The 15,524-nt window shown below is 47.3% G+C and carries 15 protein-coding genes; 5 read left to right on the top strand and 10 right to left on the bottom strand.

Translation table 11 applies throughout. The features are described 5' to 3' along the window. Nucleotides 1–17: 17 nt before the first annotated feature. Entirely contained in the window at nt 18–944 is a 927-nt protein-coding gene (locus tag AAHN97_RS11595) for a bifunctional helix-turn-helix transcriptional regulator/GNAT family N-acetyltransferase (protein WP_343307775.1), read from the top strand. Here the strand turns inward: AAHN97_RS11595 and AAHN97_RS11590 are convergent. After that, nucleotides 941–2,092, bottom strand: a complete 1,152-nt coding sequence (locus AAHN97_RS11590; protein ID WP_343307774.1) for a DUF1624 domain-containing protein — start codon at nt 2,090–2,092, stop codon at nt 941–943. The genes AAHN97_RS11595 and AAHN97_RS11590 overlap by 4 nt on opposite strands. Nucleotides 2,093–2,230: 138 nt before the next feature. Continuing rightward, nucleotides 2,231–2,689 carry a DinB family protein gene (locus AAHN97_RS11585; protein WP_343307773.1) on the bottom strand — a complete coding sequence of 153 codons (459 nt, stop codon included), beginning with the start codon at nt 2,687–2,689 and terminating at the stop codon, nt 2,231–2,233. Between the two features lie 108 nt (nt 2,690–2,797). Between AAHN97_RS11585 and AAHN97_RS11580 the strand changes: the two genes are divergently transcribed. The 4 genes from AAHN97_RS11580 to AAHN97_RS11565 all read left to right on the top strand — a co-directional run bounded on the left by AAHN97_RS11580 (nt 2,798) and on the right by AAHN97_RS11565 (nt 8,374). Further along, nucleotides 2,798–4,435, top strand: a complete 1,638-nt coding sequence (locus AAHN97_RS11580) for an acyl-CoA carboxylase subunit beta (protein ID WP_343307772.1) — start codon at nt 2,798–2,800, stop codon at nt 4,433–4,435. 45 nt (nt 4,436–4,480) lie between these two features. Further along, nucleotides 4,481–4,945, top strand: a complete 465-nt coding sequence (gene rnhA, locus AAHN97_RS11575; protein WP_343307770.1) for a ribonuclease HI — start codon at nt 4,481–4,483, stop codon at nt 4,943–4,945. 99 nt (nt 4,946–5,044) lie between these two features. Continuing rightward, complete coding sequence (locus AAHN97_RS11570; RefSeq protein WP_343307769.1) at nt 5,045–6,196, top strand: HlyD family secretion protein; 1,152 nt, start codon at nt 5,045–5,047, stop codon at nt 6,194–6,196. Between the two features lie 3 nt (nt 6,197–6,199). Beyond that, nucleotides 6,200–8,374: a peptidase domain-containing ABC transporter gene (locus AAHN97_RS11565; RefSeq protein ID WP_343307768.1), complete on the top strand. Its 2,175-nt coding sequence runs from the start codon at nt 6,200–6,202 to the stop codon at nt 8,372–8,374. Nucleotides 8,375–8,437: 63 nt separating this feature from the next. Here AAHN97_RS11565 and AAHN97_RS11560 read toward each other — a convergent pair whose 3' ends face one another. The 8 genes from AAHN97_RS11560 to AAHN97_RS11525 form a co-directional block, all read right to left on the bottom strand. Further along, nucleotides 8,438–8,839 (bottom strand): META domain-containing protein, encoded by a 402-nt coding sequence (locus tag AAHN97_RS11560; protein ID WP_343307767.1) that lies wholly within the window; start codon nt 8,837–8,839, stop codon nt 8,438–8,440. Between the two features lie 40 nt (nt 8,840–8,879). Then, complete coding sequence (locus AAHN97_RS11555) at nt 8,880–10,022, bottom strand: hypothetical protein (protein WP_343307766.1); 1,143 nt, start codon at nt 10,020–10,022, stop codon at nt 8,880–8,882. Between the two features lie 108 nt (nt 10,023–10,130). After that, nucleotides 10,131–10,571: an SsrA-binding protein SmpB gene (gene smpB / locus AAHN97_RS11550; RefSeq protein ID WP_074238742.1), complete on the bottom strand. Its 441-nt coding sequence runs from the start codon at nt 10,569–10,571 to the stop codon at nt 10,131–10,133. A 57-nt stretch (nt 10,572–10,628) separates the two neighbouring features. Next, nucleotides 10,629–11,474 (bottom strand): acetyl-CoA carboxylase, carboxyltransferase subunit beta, encoded by an 846-nt coding sequence (gene accD, locus AAHN97_RS11545; protein WP_343307765.1) that lies wholly within the window; start codon nt 11,472–11,474, stop codon nt 10,629–10,631. 123 nt (nt 11,475–11,597) lie between these two features. Further along, nucleotides 11,598–12,668, bottom strand: a complete 1,071-nt coding sequence (fbaA, locus tag AAHN97_RS11540; protein WP_343307764.1) for a class II fructose-bisphosphate aldolase — start codon at nt 12,666–12,668, stop codon at nt 11,598–11,600. A 176-nt stretch (nt 12,669–12,844) separates the two neighbouring features. Beyond that, the gene (locus AAHN97_RS11535; protein WP_343307763.1) at nt 12,845–13,288 is read right to left on the bottom strand and encodes a ubiquinol-cytochrome c reductase iron-sulfur subunit; all 444 of its coding nucleotides are present in this window, start codon (nt 13,286–13,288) and stop codon (nt 12,845–12,847) included. A gap of 72 nt (nt 13,289–13,360) precedes the next feature. After that, on the bottom strand, nt 13,361–14,143 hold the full coding sequence (locus tag AAHN97_RS11530; RefSeq protein ID WP_343307762.1) for an ABC transporter substrate-binding protein: 783 nt from the start codon (nt 14,141–14,143) through the stop codon (nt 13,361–13,363). 2 nt (nt 14,144–14,145) lie between these two features. Then, nucleotides 14,146–15,507: a pyridoxal-phosphate dependent enzyme gene (locus tag AAHN97_RS11525; protein WP_343307761.1), complete on the bottom strand. Its 1,362-nt coding sequence runs from the start codon at nt 15,505–15,507 to the stop codon at nt 14,146–14,148. Between the last annotated feature and the right edge of the window lie 17 nt (nt 15,508–15,524).

Raw genomic sequence — 15,524 nt, 5'->3', positions numbered from 1 at the left:
ATTATTATATTTGCAGTATGGACCAGCTTATTTCCAACATCCGCCAGTTCAACCGGTATTATACTAAGCAACTGGGATTACTGCAGCAGCACTTCTTTGATACGGACTATTCATTGACGGACATCAGGGTGCTTTACGAAATAGATTTTAACGGGCAGACCACGGCTACCGGCATCCGGGAGGCTTTGCAGATAGACGCGGGGTACCTCAGCAGGATCCTGCGCAATTTTGAAAAGAAAGGATTGATCCTCAAACATCCTTTGCCGGAAGACGGCCGTTCTTATTATTTGCAGTTAACGGCCCGTGGTAAGAAACTGATGGCAGGGATGAATGAACTTTCCAACGAGCAGATCCGCGAAATGCTGAAAAACCTGGCACCGGCGCAACAGGAAAAAATAGCCAACTCCATGAGTATCCTCCGCAATCTCCTGAAAGCGCCCGGCAGTTCACCCACACTGGAAGATGTGGTTATTCGCCATGGCCTGCAGCCGGGAGATATTGGAGATATGATCCGTTTACATGGCATCCTCTATGCACAGGAGTATCAATACGATCTGGCATTTGAAACCTATGTTACCCAAACCCTCTATGAATTCATGCAAACCTATGATCCTGCAAGGGACAGGGTTTGGCTGGCACATTGTTACGGAGAACTAGTGGGGATGATTGCGATCATCGGGAAAGGGAGAGGTGTGGCACAATTACGCTGGTTCCTGCTCCGGCCTGAATTCAGGGGTATGGGCCTTGGCAAAAAGCTCATGAGCGAAGCCATGGCTTTTTGCAGGCAACAAAATTTCAGGTCCGTTTACCTGCTCACCACACATCAGCAAACTACAGCAGGCAGCATGTATGCAAAAGCCGGTTTTGTTAAAACAGCTTCCATACCACAGCGCATCTGGGGGCAGGACCTGTATGAAGAAAGATATGAACTAAAGTTGCGTTAAAGGTAGCTTAACCACCATTGTTTATGCGTTCGCTTATACTGAGAGAACCATTTGCAGGGCCGGTACAAAACAGCCACCACAGCTATCCAGATAATATACACTACCCATAACGAAAAACCGAACTCCGGTGGCCGGAATAAAAACAGCGTCTGCATGCTCACGATCTGATCTGTACCATATCCTGATGCAAAGAATACGATCACACATAAGCTGTGAATGATATAAAAATGCAGGATGTAGTAGAAGAAAGGAACACTGCCATATACTTTCGCGATATCTGCCAGTTTTCCGCGTGCATGTTCCAAAGCAGCCAGGGCCAGGAGTCCTATCCCTATCGTGATCAGCGAGTACATCAGGGATGGCGGGTATTTAGTTACGTTCATGAAAGAATAGAATGTTTTCAATGCAGTAACCTGGGAGGCCCAGGTACGGGGATCGCCGTATGCATTAATACCTCTGAGTACAAAGAAGAGCAGCACCATGGTTGATCCTGCTGTGAGCAATATCCTGCGGCGTGTTGCAACAGGTACATCCTGCTGAAAGATCCTGCCCAACCCGTAACCCATCAGCAGAATACCTATCCATGGAAGGAAAGGATAGACTATGATCACACCATGACCCGGAAAGAGCTGGTAATAGGTGAAATTGGAATTGTGCGCAAACTCCATGAACATGCTATGGCCTGCGGTATCCAGCAGGTTATGGCCGAGGGTGATCAGCAAACCTATGCCCAGTACGGCCTGCCATGGCAGGAACACTAATAAGGATAAAGCCAGGAAACTTACACCGATGGCCCAGATCACCTGCAGGATGAGCGTGTTCATTAAAGGGTTGAAAGTAAGACCAAAAGATACAACGGTGACTTCTATGAACACGAGCCAGAGACCACGCGTAAATAAGTATTTAGCGATGGCAGCTTTACTTTTCCTGCCATTCATCAGATGAACGGATAAACCGGAGAGAAAAACAAACAACGGGGCACAAAAATGGGTGATCCACCGGGTGAAATAGAGAGCGGGGTTTGTTGTTTCCAGGTCCAAGGGATCACTCGTCATCGCAGATACGTGAAAGAAGTCACGTACATGGTCTAACGCCATAATGATCATAATCAGTCCCCGCAAAACGTCAATTGAATAAATTCGATGCATGGCAAGATAATTTGGCGGTTAATTTGGATTTCAATATTGAAAATAAAACTATATATTGAATACTGAACCACCAATAGTACTTTTTAACCATCTCCTATGTAAAAAAGAAACGCCGCTGATCAGCGGCGTTTTATCATTTTAAGCATATTTCCTTAGCAGTACTATCTGCCCCAGATGGTAGGGCACATGCTGCAATACGCCCTGTATATAATAATAGGCATTGTGCTGGGTGTTGGGCACCGGCGTGAATAGCTTTTCCTCAGGGAAGTTCCTGACGGTTTCCACCATTTCGGTGATGGAATGTTCCAGGCGGTTTAAGGTGGCCTGCCAGTTATTTTCCCCGTGATTTTCAGGGAAATAGAAATCGGGCAGGTCTCCGTCCTGATCAGGTGCTTCCCCATATAGTTTGCGGATCACGTTCTTGTTCCACCAGATCAGGTGGTTCACCAGCTCCCAGATATTGTGGGAGCCGCCTATCCGTTTAGATGCCTGTACTGCATCTGTTTCCTGCAAATGCTCCATAACGGTTACCTCCAGCCAGGGCTGACCGTGGTAGATATGCTGCAATGATTCCGATAATACGATGAGTGTGGACATGCTGTAAAGTTATAGGTTTCTTCCAATGATATGATTCCAATCACCATTTCACAATTAGCAGGCCATTTCCTCCATTTCCCTTATTTTTAATCAAATATCTACCACTTTATGGAGGAACAGCAATTGGAATTTAATAAGAATGAAGACCATATGCGCAGGCTGGTCAGCACCATGAAACAACGTTTATCGGTGATTGAACAGGGCGGCGGAAAGAAAAGTATAGAGAAACTTCGCCAGCGTGGTAAAATGACTGTCCGCGAGCGTATCGACTACCTGACTGACAAGAATACCCCCTTTACAGAAATTGGTGCATTTACGGCTTATGAAATGTACCCCGAGCATGGAGGATGCCCTGCAGGAGGCACTGTAGCCGGATTAGGTTATGTAAGTGGCCGGCAGTGCATGATCATAGCCAACGATATGACGGTGAAAGCAGGGGCCTGGTTCCCGCTCACCGGTAAAAAGAACCTCCGCCTGCAGGAAATAGCCATGGAAAACCACCTGCCGGTTATTTACCTGGTAGATAGCGCAGGGGTATACCTTCCCATGCAGGACGAAATATTCCCGGATAAAGAACACTTTGGCAGGATCTTCCGGAACAATGCTAAAATGAGTGCCATGGGCATCACGCAGATAGCTGCGGTAATGGGTAGCTGTGTAGCCGGTGGCGCCTATCTTCCTATTATGAGTGATGAGGTGTTAATGGTGGAAGGCAACGGCTCCATTTTCCTGGCAGGGCCTTACCTCGTTAAAGCTGCCATTGGGGAAGATGTGGACGCAGAAACACTAGGCGGCGCCGTTACCCATACAGAGATCTCTGGTATTGCAGATTATAAGTTCAAAACAGAAGCGGAATGCCTGGACCGGATCAAACAGATTGTGTCCCGGCTGGGAAAACCTGCGGATGCGGGATTTGATCATATAACCCCTGTAGCTCCCCTGAAATCTGCAGATGAATTATATGGCATCATTCCGGTGGACAGCTCAAAGTCATATGACGTACATGAAGTGATCAAACGTTTGGTGGACGGCTCTGTGTTTGATGAATACAAAGAAGATTATGGTAAAACCATCCTTTGCGGATACGCCCGTATAGAAGGCTGGGCCGTAGGTATAGTAGCCAACCAGCGCAAGATAGTGAAGAGCAAAAAAGGAGAGATGCAGATGGGTGGCGTGATCTATAACGACAGCGCAGATAAAGCGGCACGTTTTATCATGAACTGTAACCAAAAGAAAATACCCCTGCTCTTTTTACAGGATGTAACGGGTTTTATGGTGGGCAGCAGAAGTGAACATGCCGGTATTATTAAAGACGGCGCTAAACTGGTGAATGCCGTAGCAAATTCCGTAGTACCCAAGATCACCGTGATCATTGGCAACTCTTATGGCGCAGGTAATTACGCGATGTGCGGAAAAGCCTACGACCCGCGTTTCATCTTTGCATGGCCGAATGCAAAAATAGCGGTGATGGGAGGAGAGCAGGCCGCCAAAACATTGTTGCAGATCCAGGTAGCTTCCCTCAAAGCAAAAGGAGAAGTGATCACACCGGAAGCAGAAGAGAAATTGCTGAAGGATATCACAGACAGGTATAATGCACAAACCACTCCCTATTATGCCGCCGCAAGGTTATGGGTGGATGAGATCATTGAACCGGTGAACACCAGGAAGATTGTGGCAGAATGCCTGAAAGCCTGTAACCATGCACCTGTTGCCGAAACGTTCCGCACAGGGGTGATACAGGTGTAAGGGAGAAGTATTACATTTGCTCCCTTAAAACGAAAACCAGGGATTTTGACGACTCAGCAACTTATTATATATACAGATGGCGCCGCCCGTGGTAATCCCGGCAGAGGCGGTTATGGCATTGTGCTCCTTTGGGGAAAGGTAAGAAAGGAATTATCACAGGGGTACAGGATGACCACCAATAACCGCATGGAGTTGCTGGCCGTGATCGTTGCATTGGAAACGCTTACAAAAGACGGGCTCTCCGTTGTTATTTATACTGACAGCCAATACGTGGTGAACTCTGTTGAAAAAGGCTGGTTATGGAGCTGGGTAAAGACTGGCTTCAAAGACAAAAAGAACCGTGATCTCTGGGAACGTTTTATTCCTGCCTTCAAAAGGCAAAAGGTGAAATTCCAATGGGTAAAAGGCCATGCCACCAACCCGGAAAACAACCGTTGCGATGAACTGGCCACCGCTGCTGCGGATGGCGGAGGTTTACTCGTAGATGTGGGATATGAACAGGGAGCATAGGAGTTTCAATAAATATTTGTAAATTGCTATTCAATCTCTAAGCAGGATTTCACCTATCTGAACCGTTAAGCATCATTTTTCATTATTGAAATTTGTTGCATGCCTCAACTCTTTCCAGTGGAGGTCATTGAGCATTCTACCTTTACATGGTTACCCCGTGTGCAGGTAAGAACGCAGGTGATCTATACAACGGTTCTCCTGGCAGTGCTGGTCAGCATACTTGCCTTACCTTTTATTAAAGTAGATGTTTCCGTGAAGTCCGGCGGTATTGTACGCCCGATCACAGAAAAGAATGAATTACGCAGCCTGATTGCCGGCACTATAGAAGAAGTGATGGTAACAGAAGGGCAGCACGTTCAAAAAGGCCAGCTGATCCTGCGCCTGCAGGAAGACATCAGCAACAGCAAACTCCTGCAAAACTCCTTTGAACTCAAACAACGGGAATCCTATGTGAACGACCTGTCCCGCCTGGCCTCCGGCGGCGGTGGCGGCGGATTACAGTCTGCCCTCTACCAGCAGCAATACTCCCGCTTTATGTCCACACTGAATGAACAGCAGGCCACCATGCGCAAGCTGCAAAGTGACCTGGACATGTATAAAAAACTCTTCGCAGATAAAGTAATTGCGGAAAAAGAACTGCGCGATAAACAATATGAATATGATAAAAGTGTGGCCGTGTACCGCTCTTCTGTACAGCAGCAGCGCAGTGCCTGGCAGGAAGAATTAAGCCGCTACAGATCAGAGAGCAGCCGCCTGCAGGCAGATGCCGCGCAACTGGAAAAACAAAAGGAATGGAACCTGATCAAAGCCCCGGTAAGTGGTACCCTGCAACAGTTCAGCGGAAGGTATGCAGGTGGGTATGTACAGGTGGGTGAGCTGATGGGGACTATTTCTCCTGATTCCAACCTGGTAGCAGAATGCCTCGTTTCTCCCAAAGATATTGGTTACCTCAAAGCAGGCATGCCGGTGAAGTTCCAGGTAGATGCTTTTAATTATAATGAATGGGGTGTGGTGGAAGGTACTGTGCAATCTGTAGATAATGATTTCACGCTCGTGGATAACCAGCCTGTATTTAAAGTAAGATGTGAGTTTGCCGATACGGAAGTGCGTACCGCCAGTGGCGTGAAAGGCAAACTGAAAAAAGGTATGACGCTGCAGGCCCGCTTCATTCTTACACAACGTAGTTTGTTTCAGCTCCTGTATGATAAAACCGATGATTGGATGAATCCGAATAGTATCGGAAAAAAATAAACCATGTCCTCTATACGATTAAAAAATAGTTCCCGTATCCGCCAGCGCGATATCAGCGATTGCGGTGCCGCATGCCTTGCTTCCATTGCGGCATTCTACCAATTGCAGTTACCCGTTGCCCGCATCCGCCAGTTAGCCGCTACGGATAATAAAGGCACCAATGTATTAGGCATCATTGAAGCCGCTACTAAACTGGGCTTTGAAGCTAAAGGTGTGAAAGGCCCATGGGAAGCGCTCTTCAACATCCCTAAACCTGCTATTGCGCATGTGGTGATCAAAGAAAAGTTACATCACTTTGTGGTGATCTATAAGGTCACTAAAACACATGTGGTGGTAATGGACCCGGCAGACGGATTGTTCCATAAACTAACCCACGAGGCATTCAAAGCCATCTGGACGAATGTGCTCATTCTCCTCATGCCCGGCGAAGATTTCAGGGCAGGCAATGAAAAGATCTCTCATCTGCAACGTTTCTGGTATCTTCTGAAACCGCATAGAACGGTTGTGCTGCAGGCACTTTTCGGGGCCATTGTATATACCATTCTTGGGCTGTCCACTTCCATCTACGTACAGAAAATAGTGGACAATGTACTGGTAGAAGGTAACAAGAACCTGCTAAACCTCCTGGGCATCATTATGCTCCTGATCCTGGTGCTGCAATTGTTCATCGGGCAACTGAAAAGTGTATTCGCTTTAAAAACAGGTCAGCAGATAGATGCGCGGCTGATCCTTGGTTATTATAAACACCTGCTCCGCCTGCCGCAGCAGTTCTTTGATACCATGCGGGTAGGGGAGATCACTTCCCGGATCAGCGATGCTGTTAAAATACGTGTATTCATCAACGATATAGCCATCGGCCTGGTGGTGAATGTTTTCATCGTGATCTTTTCTTTCTGCCTGATGTTCACCTATTACTGGAAGCTCGCCATTATTATGCTGGCTATTCTTCCTGTATATGGTATTATCTACTGGATCAGTAACCAGGTGAACAGGAAGATGCAGCGGAAGCTGATGGAAGAGAATGCGGAACTGGGCGGCCAGCTGGTGGAATCCCTGAACTCTGTGTCTACCATCAAACGTTTCGGGCTGGAAGATTATGCGAACATGAAAACGGAGAACCGTTTTGTGAAACTCCTGAAAACCATCTTTTCTTCTTCTGTTACCAATCTCTATATCGGGAATGCCGGTGGTTTTATAACCAGTGCTTTTGTGGTGATCCTTTTATGGGCGGGCTCCTATTTTGTGATGGACAGGCAGCTAAGCCCCGGAGAGTTACTCAGCTTTTATGCATTGATCGGTTACTTCACGGGCCCGGCTATGAGCCTGATCGGCGCGAACAGAAGTATGCAGGATGCCCTGATAGCGGCAGACCGTTTGTTTGAGATCATGGACCTGGAGCAGGAAGAAACAGGGAATAAAGTAACACTCACGCCGGACCTGGTGGGAGATGTAACATTTCAGAATGTATCCTTCCGGTATGGTACACGGGTACAGGTGTTCCGGAACTTTAATATGCAGATAACGAAAGGAAAGATTACGGCGATAGTGGGAGAGAGCGGGTCCGGGAAATCTACGCTCATGGCCCTGATGCAGAACCTGTATCCTTTGCAGGAAGGAAGTATCCTTATCGGCAAAATGGATATCCGGTACATTGATACGGATAGTTTGCGCAGACGCGTGAGCGTGGTACCGCAGCAGATAGATCTCTTTGCAGGAACTGTAATGGAGAACATTGCCGTGGGAGAAGTGGAGCCGGATATGCAACGCGTATTGCACATTTCCACGCAATTGGGGATCATCCAGTTCATTGAAAAACTACCGGATGGTTTTAATACCATGCTGGGAGAACATGGCGTAAACCTCTCCGGTGGCCAGCGTCAGCGGGTAGCGATTGCACGTGCATTGTACAGGAACCCGGAAATACTGATCCTGGATGAGGCTACTTCTTCCCTGGACTCCGTGTCCGACCAGTATGTGCAGGATGTGATGCAGCAGTTGAGGGATGAGGGTAAAACGATCATTGTAATAGCACACCGTTTAAGTACGGTGATGAATGCAGATAAAATTGTAGTGCTGCAGGAAGGTGTGATGGCTGAAGAAGGAACGCATAGCCAGTTGTTGCAGAATAACGCGATCTACTCCAGGTTGTGGCAACATCACCAGGCAATACCGCTTTAATTTACATTGGTTTTAAGTGAACAAAAATGAATGGCCGCCCTTTCCAGGGTGGCCTTTTCACTATTATTCAGCTACAAACGTCAGTAAAGCATTGCCATCCTGGCTGAGCGTAAGCACGCCATCTTTAATGCTCCATTTATTCGCTTTATTCAGTAATTCAAAATACTTACTCTCTACATTCAAACCCGGACAGGCCATTTTAGTAGCCGCCATGGGAGAGAAGGCGATCTTATCCGGCGCGGTTAATGTAAATCCGCCGGAATACCGGTTACAGCTCCCGTTGCCGGAAACCCTGTTCTGTGCCTGATCAAATGCAATAGTGGGGCTGTGATTGGCGCCAGTGGTATCAAACCCTGTTGCCCGCCAGGATTTGTACAGGTCTTTTTCAACGGAGCCATTGCTCTTCTGGGAGGATGCGCAACTGATCATCAGTATAAAGGCTGCTGCTGAGAGGATTTTCTTCATAATAGGAGTTTTACGTTATAACACAAGAAAAAGGGAATGGTTAATAACGGCTGTAAAAACTCTGCAGGTCACTGGCCAGCCTGTCGTAAATAGGGCGGGTCAGTTCTGCGAAAAGGTCCTGCGGCGGAGGAGGCGGAACATCGCGGCCACCGATCAGGCGTTTATCTTCATTGCTTAAAGCACGTTCATCTCCACGGAAGGTGCCGAACTGGTTTTGCCAGGTATAGGAACCCGGCAGCCTGTCCTGCCGCAACAATTTATTATTAGTAACATCCGTAATGCGGTAATCCAGGAAGCCGCTGGAGGCTAAGGTTTTGCGGGTAATGAAGAGTGTGGCCTTCACGGTGATATCCACATTGATCACTTTACCGGTAGAATCTTTTTGATTGCTGGGTACGCTGATCACTTTGGAAACCTCGCGTTGATAACGATCTACATAGGTCTGGCCTACCACAAAATCATTAAAGCGCATTTCCAGGTATTGGTCCGGCTGAAAATCTTTTTGATTACGTACGTAACGTTCATCGTAGAACTTCACAAAGTTGTTGATACGGCGTTGTTCCAGCTGGCGTACTACGGCATCGCGGAACTGGTCTGCCGTGAACTGGAAATAAGAGGAACTGATGGCTATTTCACTGATCACCACATGTATGAGGCCCATCTGGTAAGCCTGGTCCCTCAGTTGTGCGGCGTTTTTGTAATTGGCGCTGAGTTGCAGGGAAGCGGTGAACTCGTCATAAGCTTCCCGGGCGCTTTGTTTATCACCCATTTCCAGCAACTGCAGGGCCCTTTCGTAACGGGCTTCGGCGGCATTATTCAATGCGCTGGCCAGGGCGGTGGAGTAATCCTTTGGTTTTACGATGGCGCTGGCAGCGGGAGAGGAACGGATCACATTATAAAGCCGTTGCATGGCATTGTACTCATTGCGAACGGCTTCCCATTTGAGATCATTATTAGAAGCAATGGCTTGTTTGGCGCGGCCTTCATGGAATTCCATGGCTGCGTTGTAAGCCTGTGGCAGTAATTGCAGGGAGGTGGCATCTGAAGGGCGGCGCTGGAGCTTTTTCACGAAAGCTTCCACGGCATCCCCATAACGGCCCTTGTTAAAGAGTTTTTCACCGGATTTACAGGAAAAAAGGATCACAGCGAGGAAAACAGGCAGGTAGCGGAAATAGGTATTCATATAGCTGTTATTTACAATCAGAAGCAGGCAAATGATGGGCCAGATTTCCGGATTGAATTTCAAAGAGGAATAACACGCAGGGAATTATCATTGTTTTAACAATAGCGCCTATATTTTAAAATTGCGGCGTAATTCCCTGTCTACTTCACGTGATTTAATGGAGTCTCTTTTATCATGCAGTTTTTTACCCTTACCGAGGCCTATCTCCATTTTGGCAAGGCCTTTCTCTGTAAGGAAGATGCGGAGGGGAACCACGGTATACCCGCGTTCCTGCATTCTCTTCTCAATCTTCTTCAGTTCCTTTCGTTGTAACAATAATTTACGTTCACGGACGGGGTCGTGATTAGTGTATGATCCGTGAGAGTATTCGGCAATGTGCATGCTTTTCACAAACAGCTCTCCTTTAGAGAAATAGCAGAAACTATCGTTAAAACTCACTCTTCCTTCCCGGATGGATTTTATTTCCGTACCAGTTAATACCATGCCGGCGATATATTTATCTTCTATCGCAAATTCAAAATAAGCCGATCTGTTCTTTAATTCTGCCATGTTGCGGGGTGCTCAGCCCCGCCGGTCTATTGGGACCGGCGGGGACGGAACAAATTCTTAATTCTTAAAAAGCTGCAGCAGCGTGCTCAATTTGTTCTTCAGTTCTTTACGATCCTGAATAAAATCAAGGAATCCGTGTTCCAGCAGGAACTCAGCGCTCTGGAAGCCTTCGGGGAGGTCTTTTTTAATAGTTTCTTTGATGATACGCGGGCCGGCAAAACCGATAAGGGCGCCTGGCTCGGCTGTATTGATATCCCCCAGCATGGCATAAGAAGCTGTTACGCCGCCGGTGGTGGGGTCTGTCATTAACGAAATGTAGGGGAGGCGTGCGGCAGCCAGCTGTGTGAGCTTGGCAGACGTTTTGGCCATTTGCATCAGGGAGAAGGCACTTTCCATCATCCGGGCACCGCCGGATTTGGAGATGATCATCAGCGGCAGTTTATTGGCTATGCAATAATCGATGCTGCGGGCGATCTTTTCCCCTACCACGGAGCCCATGGAGCCTCCGATGAAGTTAAAATCCATACAGGCAACCACCAGGCCATGACCATTTACGAGGCCGGTACCGACGCGCATGGCATCAGAAAGCCCTGATTTCTTCTGTGCATCTTTCAACCGTTCGCCATAAGGTTTCAGGTCGCTGAAGCCCAGCTGGTCTTTGGGATAGATGTTGCTGAATAGTTCTTCAAGGGTGTTATTATCAAAAATGATCTCGAAATACTCAGGTGAATTGATACGGTTGTGAAAGTTACACTTGTCGCATACGTACAAATGCTCTTTCAGGTCTTGCATAGTGGATGTTTTCTTACAATTAGGACATTTATGCCACAAACCTTCCGGTGCGTCCTTCTTTTCACTGGTAGTGGTAGAAATTCCTTGTTTAACTCGCTTAAACCAGCTCATACTAGCGTTTGAGATATAAAATTAGATAAAGAATAAGTGGTGCAAGATACGGATAAATTCAATTTTTCCGTAAATCAAAAGCCCCCCCGGGAAAACGGGAGGGCTTTTACGGCTATAATATGATTATTTATTGCGATTGATGCAATTCAGATCGGTGAAGGCTTCTTCCAGGCGGCTCACGAAAGTTTCCTCGCCTTTGCGCAGCCATACGCGCGGATCGTAGTATTTCTTGTTCGGTTTAGCCGGACCTTCAGGGTTGCCGAGCTGGGCCTGCAGGTAAGCTTCGTTCTTCTTGTAGAAGCCCAGAATACCTTCCCAGAATGCCCATTGCATATCTGTGTCGATATTCATCTTGATCACACCGTAACCCAGGGTTTCGTTGATCTGGTTCTTGGGAGAGCCGGATCCGCCGTGGAACACATAGAATACGGGTTTATTGGTAGGGGTACCGAATTTCTGCTGTATGAAATCCTGGCTGTTTTTCAGGATCTCAGGGCGTAATTCCACGTTTCCGGGGCTGTAAACACCGTGTACATTACCAAAAGCAGCTGCTACGGTAAAACGGGTACCTACCTGGGAGAGTTGCTCGTAAGAATAGGCAACATCTTCAGGCTGGGTATACAGGAGGGAGTTTTCCACGCCTGAATTGTCCACACCATCTTCTTCACCACCGGTAACACCCAGTTCTATTTCAATGCTCATACCCAGCTTGTTCATTCTTTCGAAGTAAGCTTTGGAGATCTCAATATTCTCATGGATGGGTTCTTCAGAGAGGTCCAGCATGTGAGAGCTGTAGAGGGGCTGGCCGGTTTCTTTTTTGAAAGCTTCACCGGCAGTGAGCAAACCATCTATCCAGGGCAGCCACTTTTTAGCGGCATGGTCTGTATGCAGGATCACGGGTACGCCATAGTATTTAGCTACCTCGTGCACGTGCCTTGCTCCGGAGATACCACCGGAGATATTAGCTTGCAGTTTATCGTTGGGCATTCCTTTACCGGCAAAGAATTGAGCGCCGCCATTGGAAAACTGGATGATCACCGGTGAATTCACCTTAGCGGCTGTTTCCAGCACGGCATTGATGGAGTTGGTGCCTACCACGTTCACTGCGGGCATAGCAAATTCATTCTCTTTGGCATCATTGTAGAGCGCTTCCAGCTCTTCACCGAATAATACGCCGGCTTTGTACTTTCCCATATATGGTCTTTTTTCGTTTGATTTTTAAAGGAAAGCAAATATAGGGATTTCGGGATTTGCAATTTTGCAAGATTTGGCATTGCAACAAGGCAATATTTAGTTTTCTTGCAACGATGGGAGCTGAGAGAGGTGCTAAAACAAAGCCGGGCCGCATTAGCATGCAGCCCGGGGTAAATTTATTTAACAGTGAGTGTTGTACCGCTTATTGTTACCGTATACTTTGTAAGGGCTGCGGTTGCAGGGCCATTGGCTACCGTACCGTTGGGATTGAATTTACTGCCGTGGCCGCAGGCACTGAGGCATTCTATCAGCCCCCCGTTATAACCGGAAAGGGTACATCCCATATGGGTACAGGTGCTGGTCACAGCAGAGAAAGAGGCCGGTACATTGCCCGCTGCCAGCCGAATCAGCACTACGCCACCGCTGATGATGGAATCTCCGACATTCTGGATCTGCGTGGCTAAGTTAACAGTGAGTTTATCTGCACCACCACCGCCGCCACCGGGACCTCCGGGACCAGGTGCAGGATCATCACCTTTTCCGCCGCATGCGGCTAAACCGGCAGTACAAGCCATAGCAAGGGTTATGCCCATGTTGGACAAAAAGTCTCTTCTTTCCATAAATGAGTGATTTTTTGGACGCTTCGATTATCAGGTTAGTAATTGGATTTTCAGGATTATTACGAAGCGTAATTATTGAAGGTTGCCTGCGTCTAATAAATTACTGAAATAAGCAGGTGCATGTAATAACCTGCTGCCATACCAGGAAAACATTTCTCCATCTGCAAGATGTATCACAGCATCCGGTAAATATTCGCGTATTTCAGCGATGTGTTTTTCCTTAAAAGGATAGGGTTCGCTGGAAAGTAATACCAGGCGGCAGCCACTTGCGGCTAGTTGTGCGAGGGTAACGGAAGGATAACGGGGAAGATCTTCAAACACATTCCTTAATCCGATAGTGCGGAGCATTGCATGAATAAAAGTATCACCACCTGCTACCATCCATGGATCGCGCCAGATAAAATAGGCAGTGGGTACATTGGGTTGAAGCGGTTTTAACAGATCAAAACGTTCTCTTATGGTAGTGGCGATCTTATTGGCAACGTGGTGTTTGCCCACAATGTGGCCGATGGAAGTGATCATATCACAGGCACTCTCCAGGTTATTGATATCACTGATCCATACAGGGAATTGTGCAGCAAGGGCTTCTATCTGTTCTTTGGTGTTCTCTTCTTTATTGGCAATGATCAGGTCCGGCTGCAGGGCGGCTATTTTATCCAGGTGTAATTGTTTGGTGCCGCCAATGCGTGTTTTGCTGCGGAACCACGCTTCCGGGTGTACACAGAATTTTGTAATGCCTGCAACATCTGCACCAAGCTCATACAATAATTCTGTTTGCGAAGGCACTACGGAAACAATCCGTTGGGGAGGAGAGGGGATCTCAACCTCCCGGCCCAGTTGATCTTTATACAGCATGTTTAATTACCCAATGCCTGGATAATGTCGTATTTGGTGATGATATGATAATTGGCGGATTCGTCCTGAGCCAGCACGGCGCCATTTTCTTTATTGATGTAGATCGTTAATTTTTCGATGGGTGTTTCCATACTTACGATGGGGAATGCTTTCTGCATCACACTTTTTACGGAAGCTTCTTTCAGGTCCGGCTGATCTATCAGTTTGTTGAATAATCCGCTTTCCGAAATAGACCCTACGAATTCATTGCCCTGTAAAACAGGCAGATGTTCAATGTCATATTTTTTCATCTTCGCGATCACGTCACTTATTTTTTCATCGGGCAGGATAGTCACCAATGGCAGGTTGCGGCGGCTGTTCACTACATCTTTCACTGTTTTTACATCCAGGAATCCGCGTTCCATCATCCACTGATCGTTGTATACTTTTCCCACGTAACGGCTGCCATGATCGTGGAATACCACTACCACCACATCTGTTGGTTTCAGTTTTGCTTTCAGTTGCAGAAGGCCTGCTATGGCAGATCCTGCGGAGTAACCAACAAAGATGCCTTCTTCTTTGGAGATGCGGCGTGCCATAACAGCACCGTCTTTATCTGTTACTTTTTCAAAGTGATCGATCACACTCATATCATAGTTCTGCGGCACAAAATCTTCTCCGATGCCCTCTGTGATATAAGGGTATACTTCACTCATATCCAGTTCCCCTGTTTCATGGAACTTTTTGAGCAGTGAACCGTAACTATCAATGGCCCATACCTGGATGGCAGGGTTCTTTTCTTTCAGGAATTTACCGGTGCCGGTAATGGTGCCGCCGGTGCCGGTGGCTACAACCAGGTGAGTGATCTTACCATCCGTCTGGTCCCATATTTCAGGGCCGGTCTGCTCATAATGTGCATCCCGGTTCGCGAGGTTATCGTATTGATTCACGTAGAAGGAATTGGGTATTTCCTTGCCCAGCCTCCTGGATACGGAATAATAGGATTTAGGATCTTCCGGCAGCACATTGGTTGGGCAAACGATCACCTCTGCACCAACGGCTTTCAGGATATCCACCTTTTCTTTGGATTGTTTATCGGTAGTGGTGAAAATACATTTATAACCTTTGATCACGGCGGCTAAGGCAAGGCCCATACCGGTATTACCGGAGGTACCTTCAATGATGGTGCCGCCGGGTTTCAGCAGGCCCTGTTTTTCTGCTTCTTCCACCATTTTAATAGCCATACGGTCTTTGATGGAATTGCCGGGGTTAAAGAACTCCACCTTCGCAAATACAGGACAGGGAAGTTCGGCAGTAACGCGGTGAAGCTTTACAAGCGGGGTGTCTCCAATGGTCTCAAGAATGTTTTCGCAGTACTTCATCATCTAATGTGTTAAGTAAC

This window comes from Chitinophaga niabensis, assembly GCF_039545795.1.
Taxonomy (GTDB): Bacteria; Bacteroidota; Bacteroidia; order Chitinophagales; family Chitinophagaceae; genus Chitinophaga; species Chitinophaga niabensis_B.
This window is presented reverse-complemented; position numbering and strand designations above follow the sequence as displayed.

What these genes read in the sequence shown, in the direction of transcription:
- AAHN97_RS11525 (WP_343307761.1), bottom strand. Translation starts at nt 15,507, where the DNA reads ATGATGAAGTACTGCGAAAACATTCTTGAGACCATTGGAGACACCCCG.
- AAHN97_RS11585 (WP_343307773.1), bottom strand. Translation starts at nt 2,689, where the DNA reads ATGTCCACACTCATCGTATTATCGGAATCATTGCAGCATATCTACCAC.
- fbaA (WP_343307764.1), bottom strand. Translation starts at nt 12,668, where the DNA reads ATGGGAAAGTACAAAGCCGGCGTATTATTCGGTGAAGAGCTGGAAGCG.
- AAHN97_RS11580 (WP_343307772.1), top strand. Translation starts at nt 2,798, where the DNA reads ATGGAGGAACAGCAATTGGAATTTAATAAGAATGAAGACCATATGCGC.
- AAHN97_RS11535 (WP_343307763.1), bottom strand. Translation starts at nt 13,288, where the DNA reads ATGGAAAGAAGAGACTTTTTGTCCAACATGGGCATAACCCTTGCTATG.
- AAHN97_RS11570 (WP_343307769.1), top strand. Translation starts at nt 5,045, where the DNA reads ATGCCTCAACTCTTTCCAGTGGAGGTCATTGAGCATTCTACCTTTACA.
- AAHN97_RS11560 (WP_343307767.1), bottom strand. Translation starts at nt 8,839, where the DNA reads ATGAAGAAAATCCTCTCAGCAGCAGCCTTTATACTGATGATCAGTTGC.
- AAHN97_RS11590 (WP_343307774.1), bottom strand. Translation starts at nt 2,092, where the DNA reads ATGCATCGAATTTATTCAATTGACGTTTTGCGGGGACTGATTATGATC.
- AAHN97_RS11555 (WP_343307766.1), bottom strand. Translation starts at nt 10,022, where the DNA reads ATGAATACCTATTTCCGCTACCTGCCTGTTTTCCTCGCTGTGATCCTT.
- accD (WP_343307765.1), bottom strand. Translation starts at nt 11,474, where the DNA reads ATGAGCTGGTTTAAGCGAGTTAAACAAGGAATTTCTACCACTACCAGT.
- smpB (WP_074238742.1), bottom strand. Translation starts at nt 10,571, where the DNA reads ATGGCAGAATTAAAGAACAGATCGGCTTATTTTGAATTTGCGATAGAA.
- AAHN97_RS11565 (WP_343307768.1), top strand. Translation starts at nt 6,200, where the DNA reads ATGTCCTCTATACGATTAAAAAATAGTTCCCGTATCCGCCAGCGCGAT.
- AAHN97_RS11530 (WP_343307762.1), bottom strand. Translation starts at nt 14,143, where the DNA reads ATGCTGTATAAAGATCAACTGGGCCGGGAGGTTGAGATCCCCTCTCCT.
- AAHN97_RS11595 (WP_343307775.1), top strand. Translation starts at nt 18, where the DNA reads ATGGACCAGCTTATTTCCAACATCCGCCAGTTCAACCGGTATTATACT.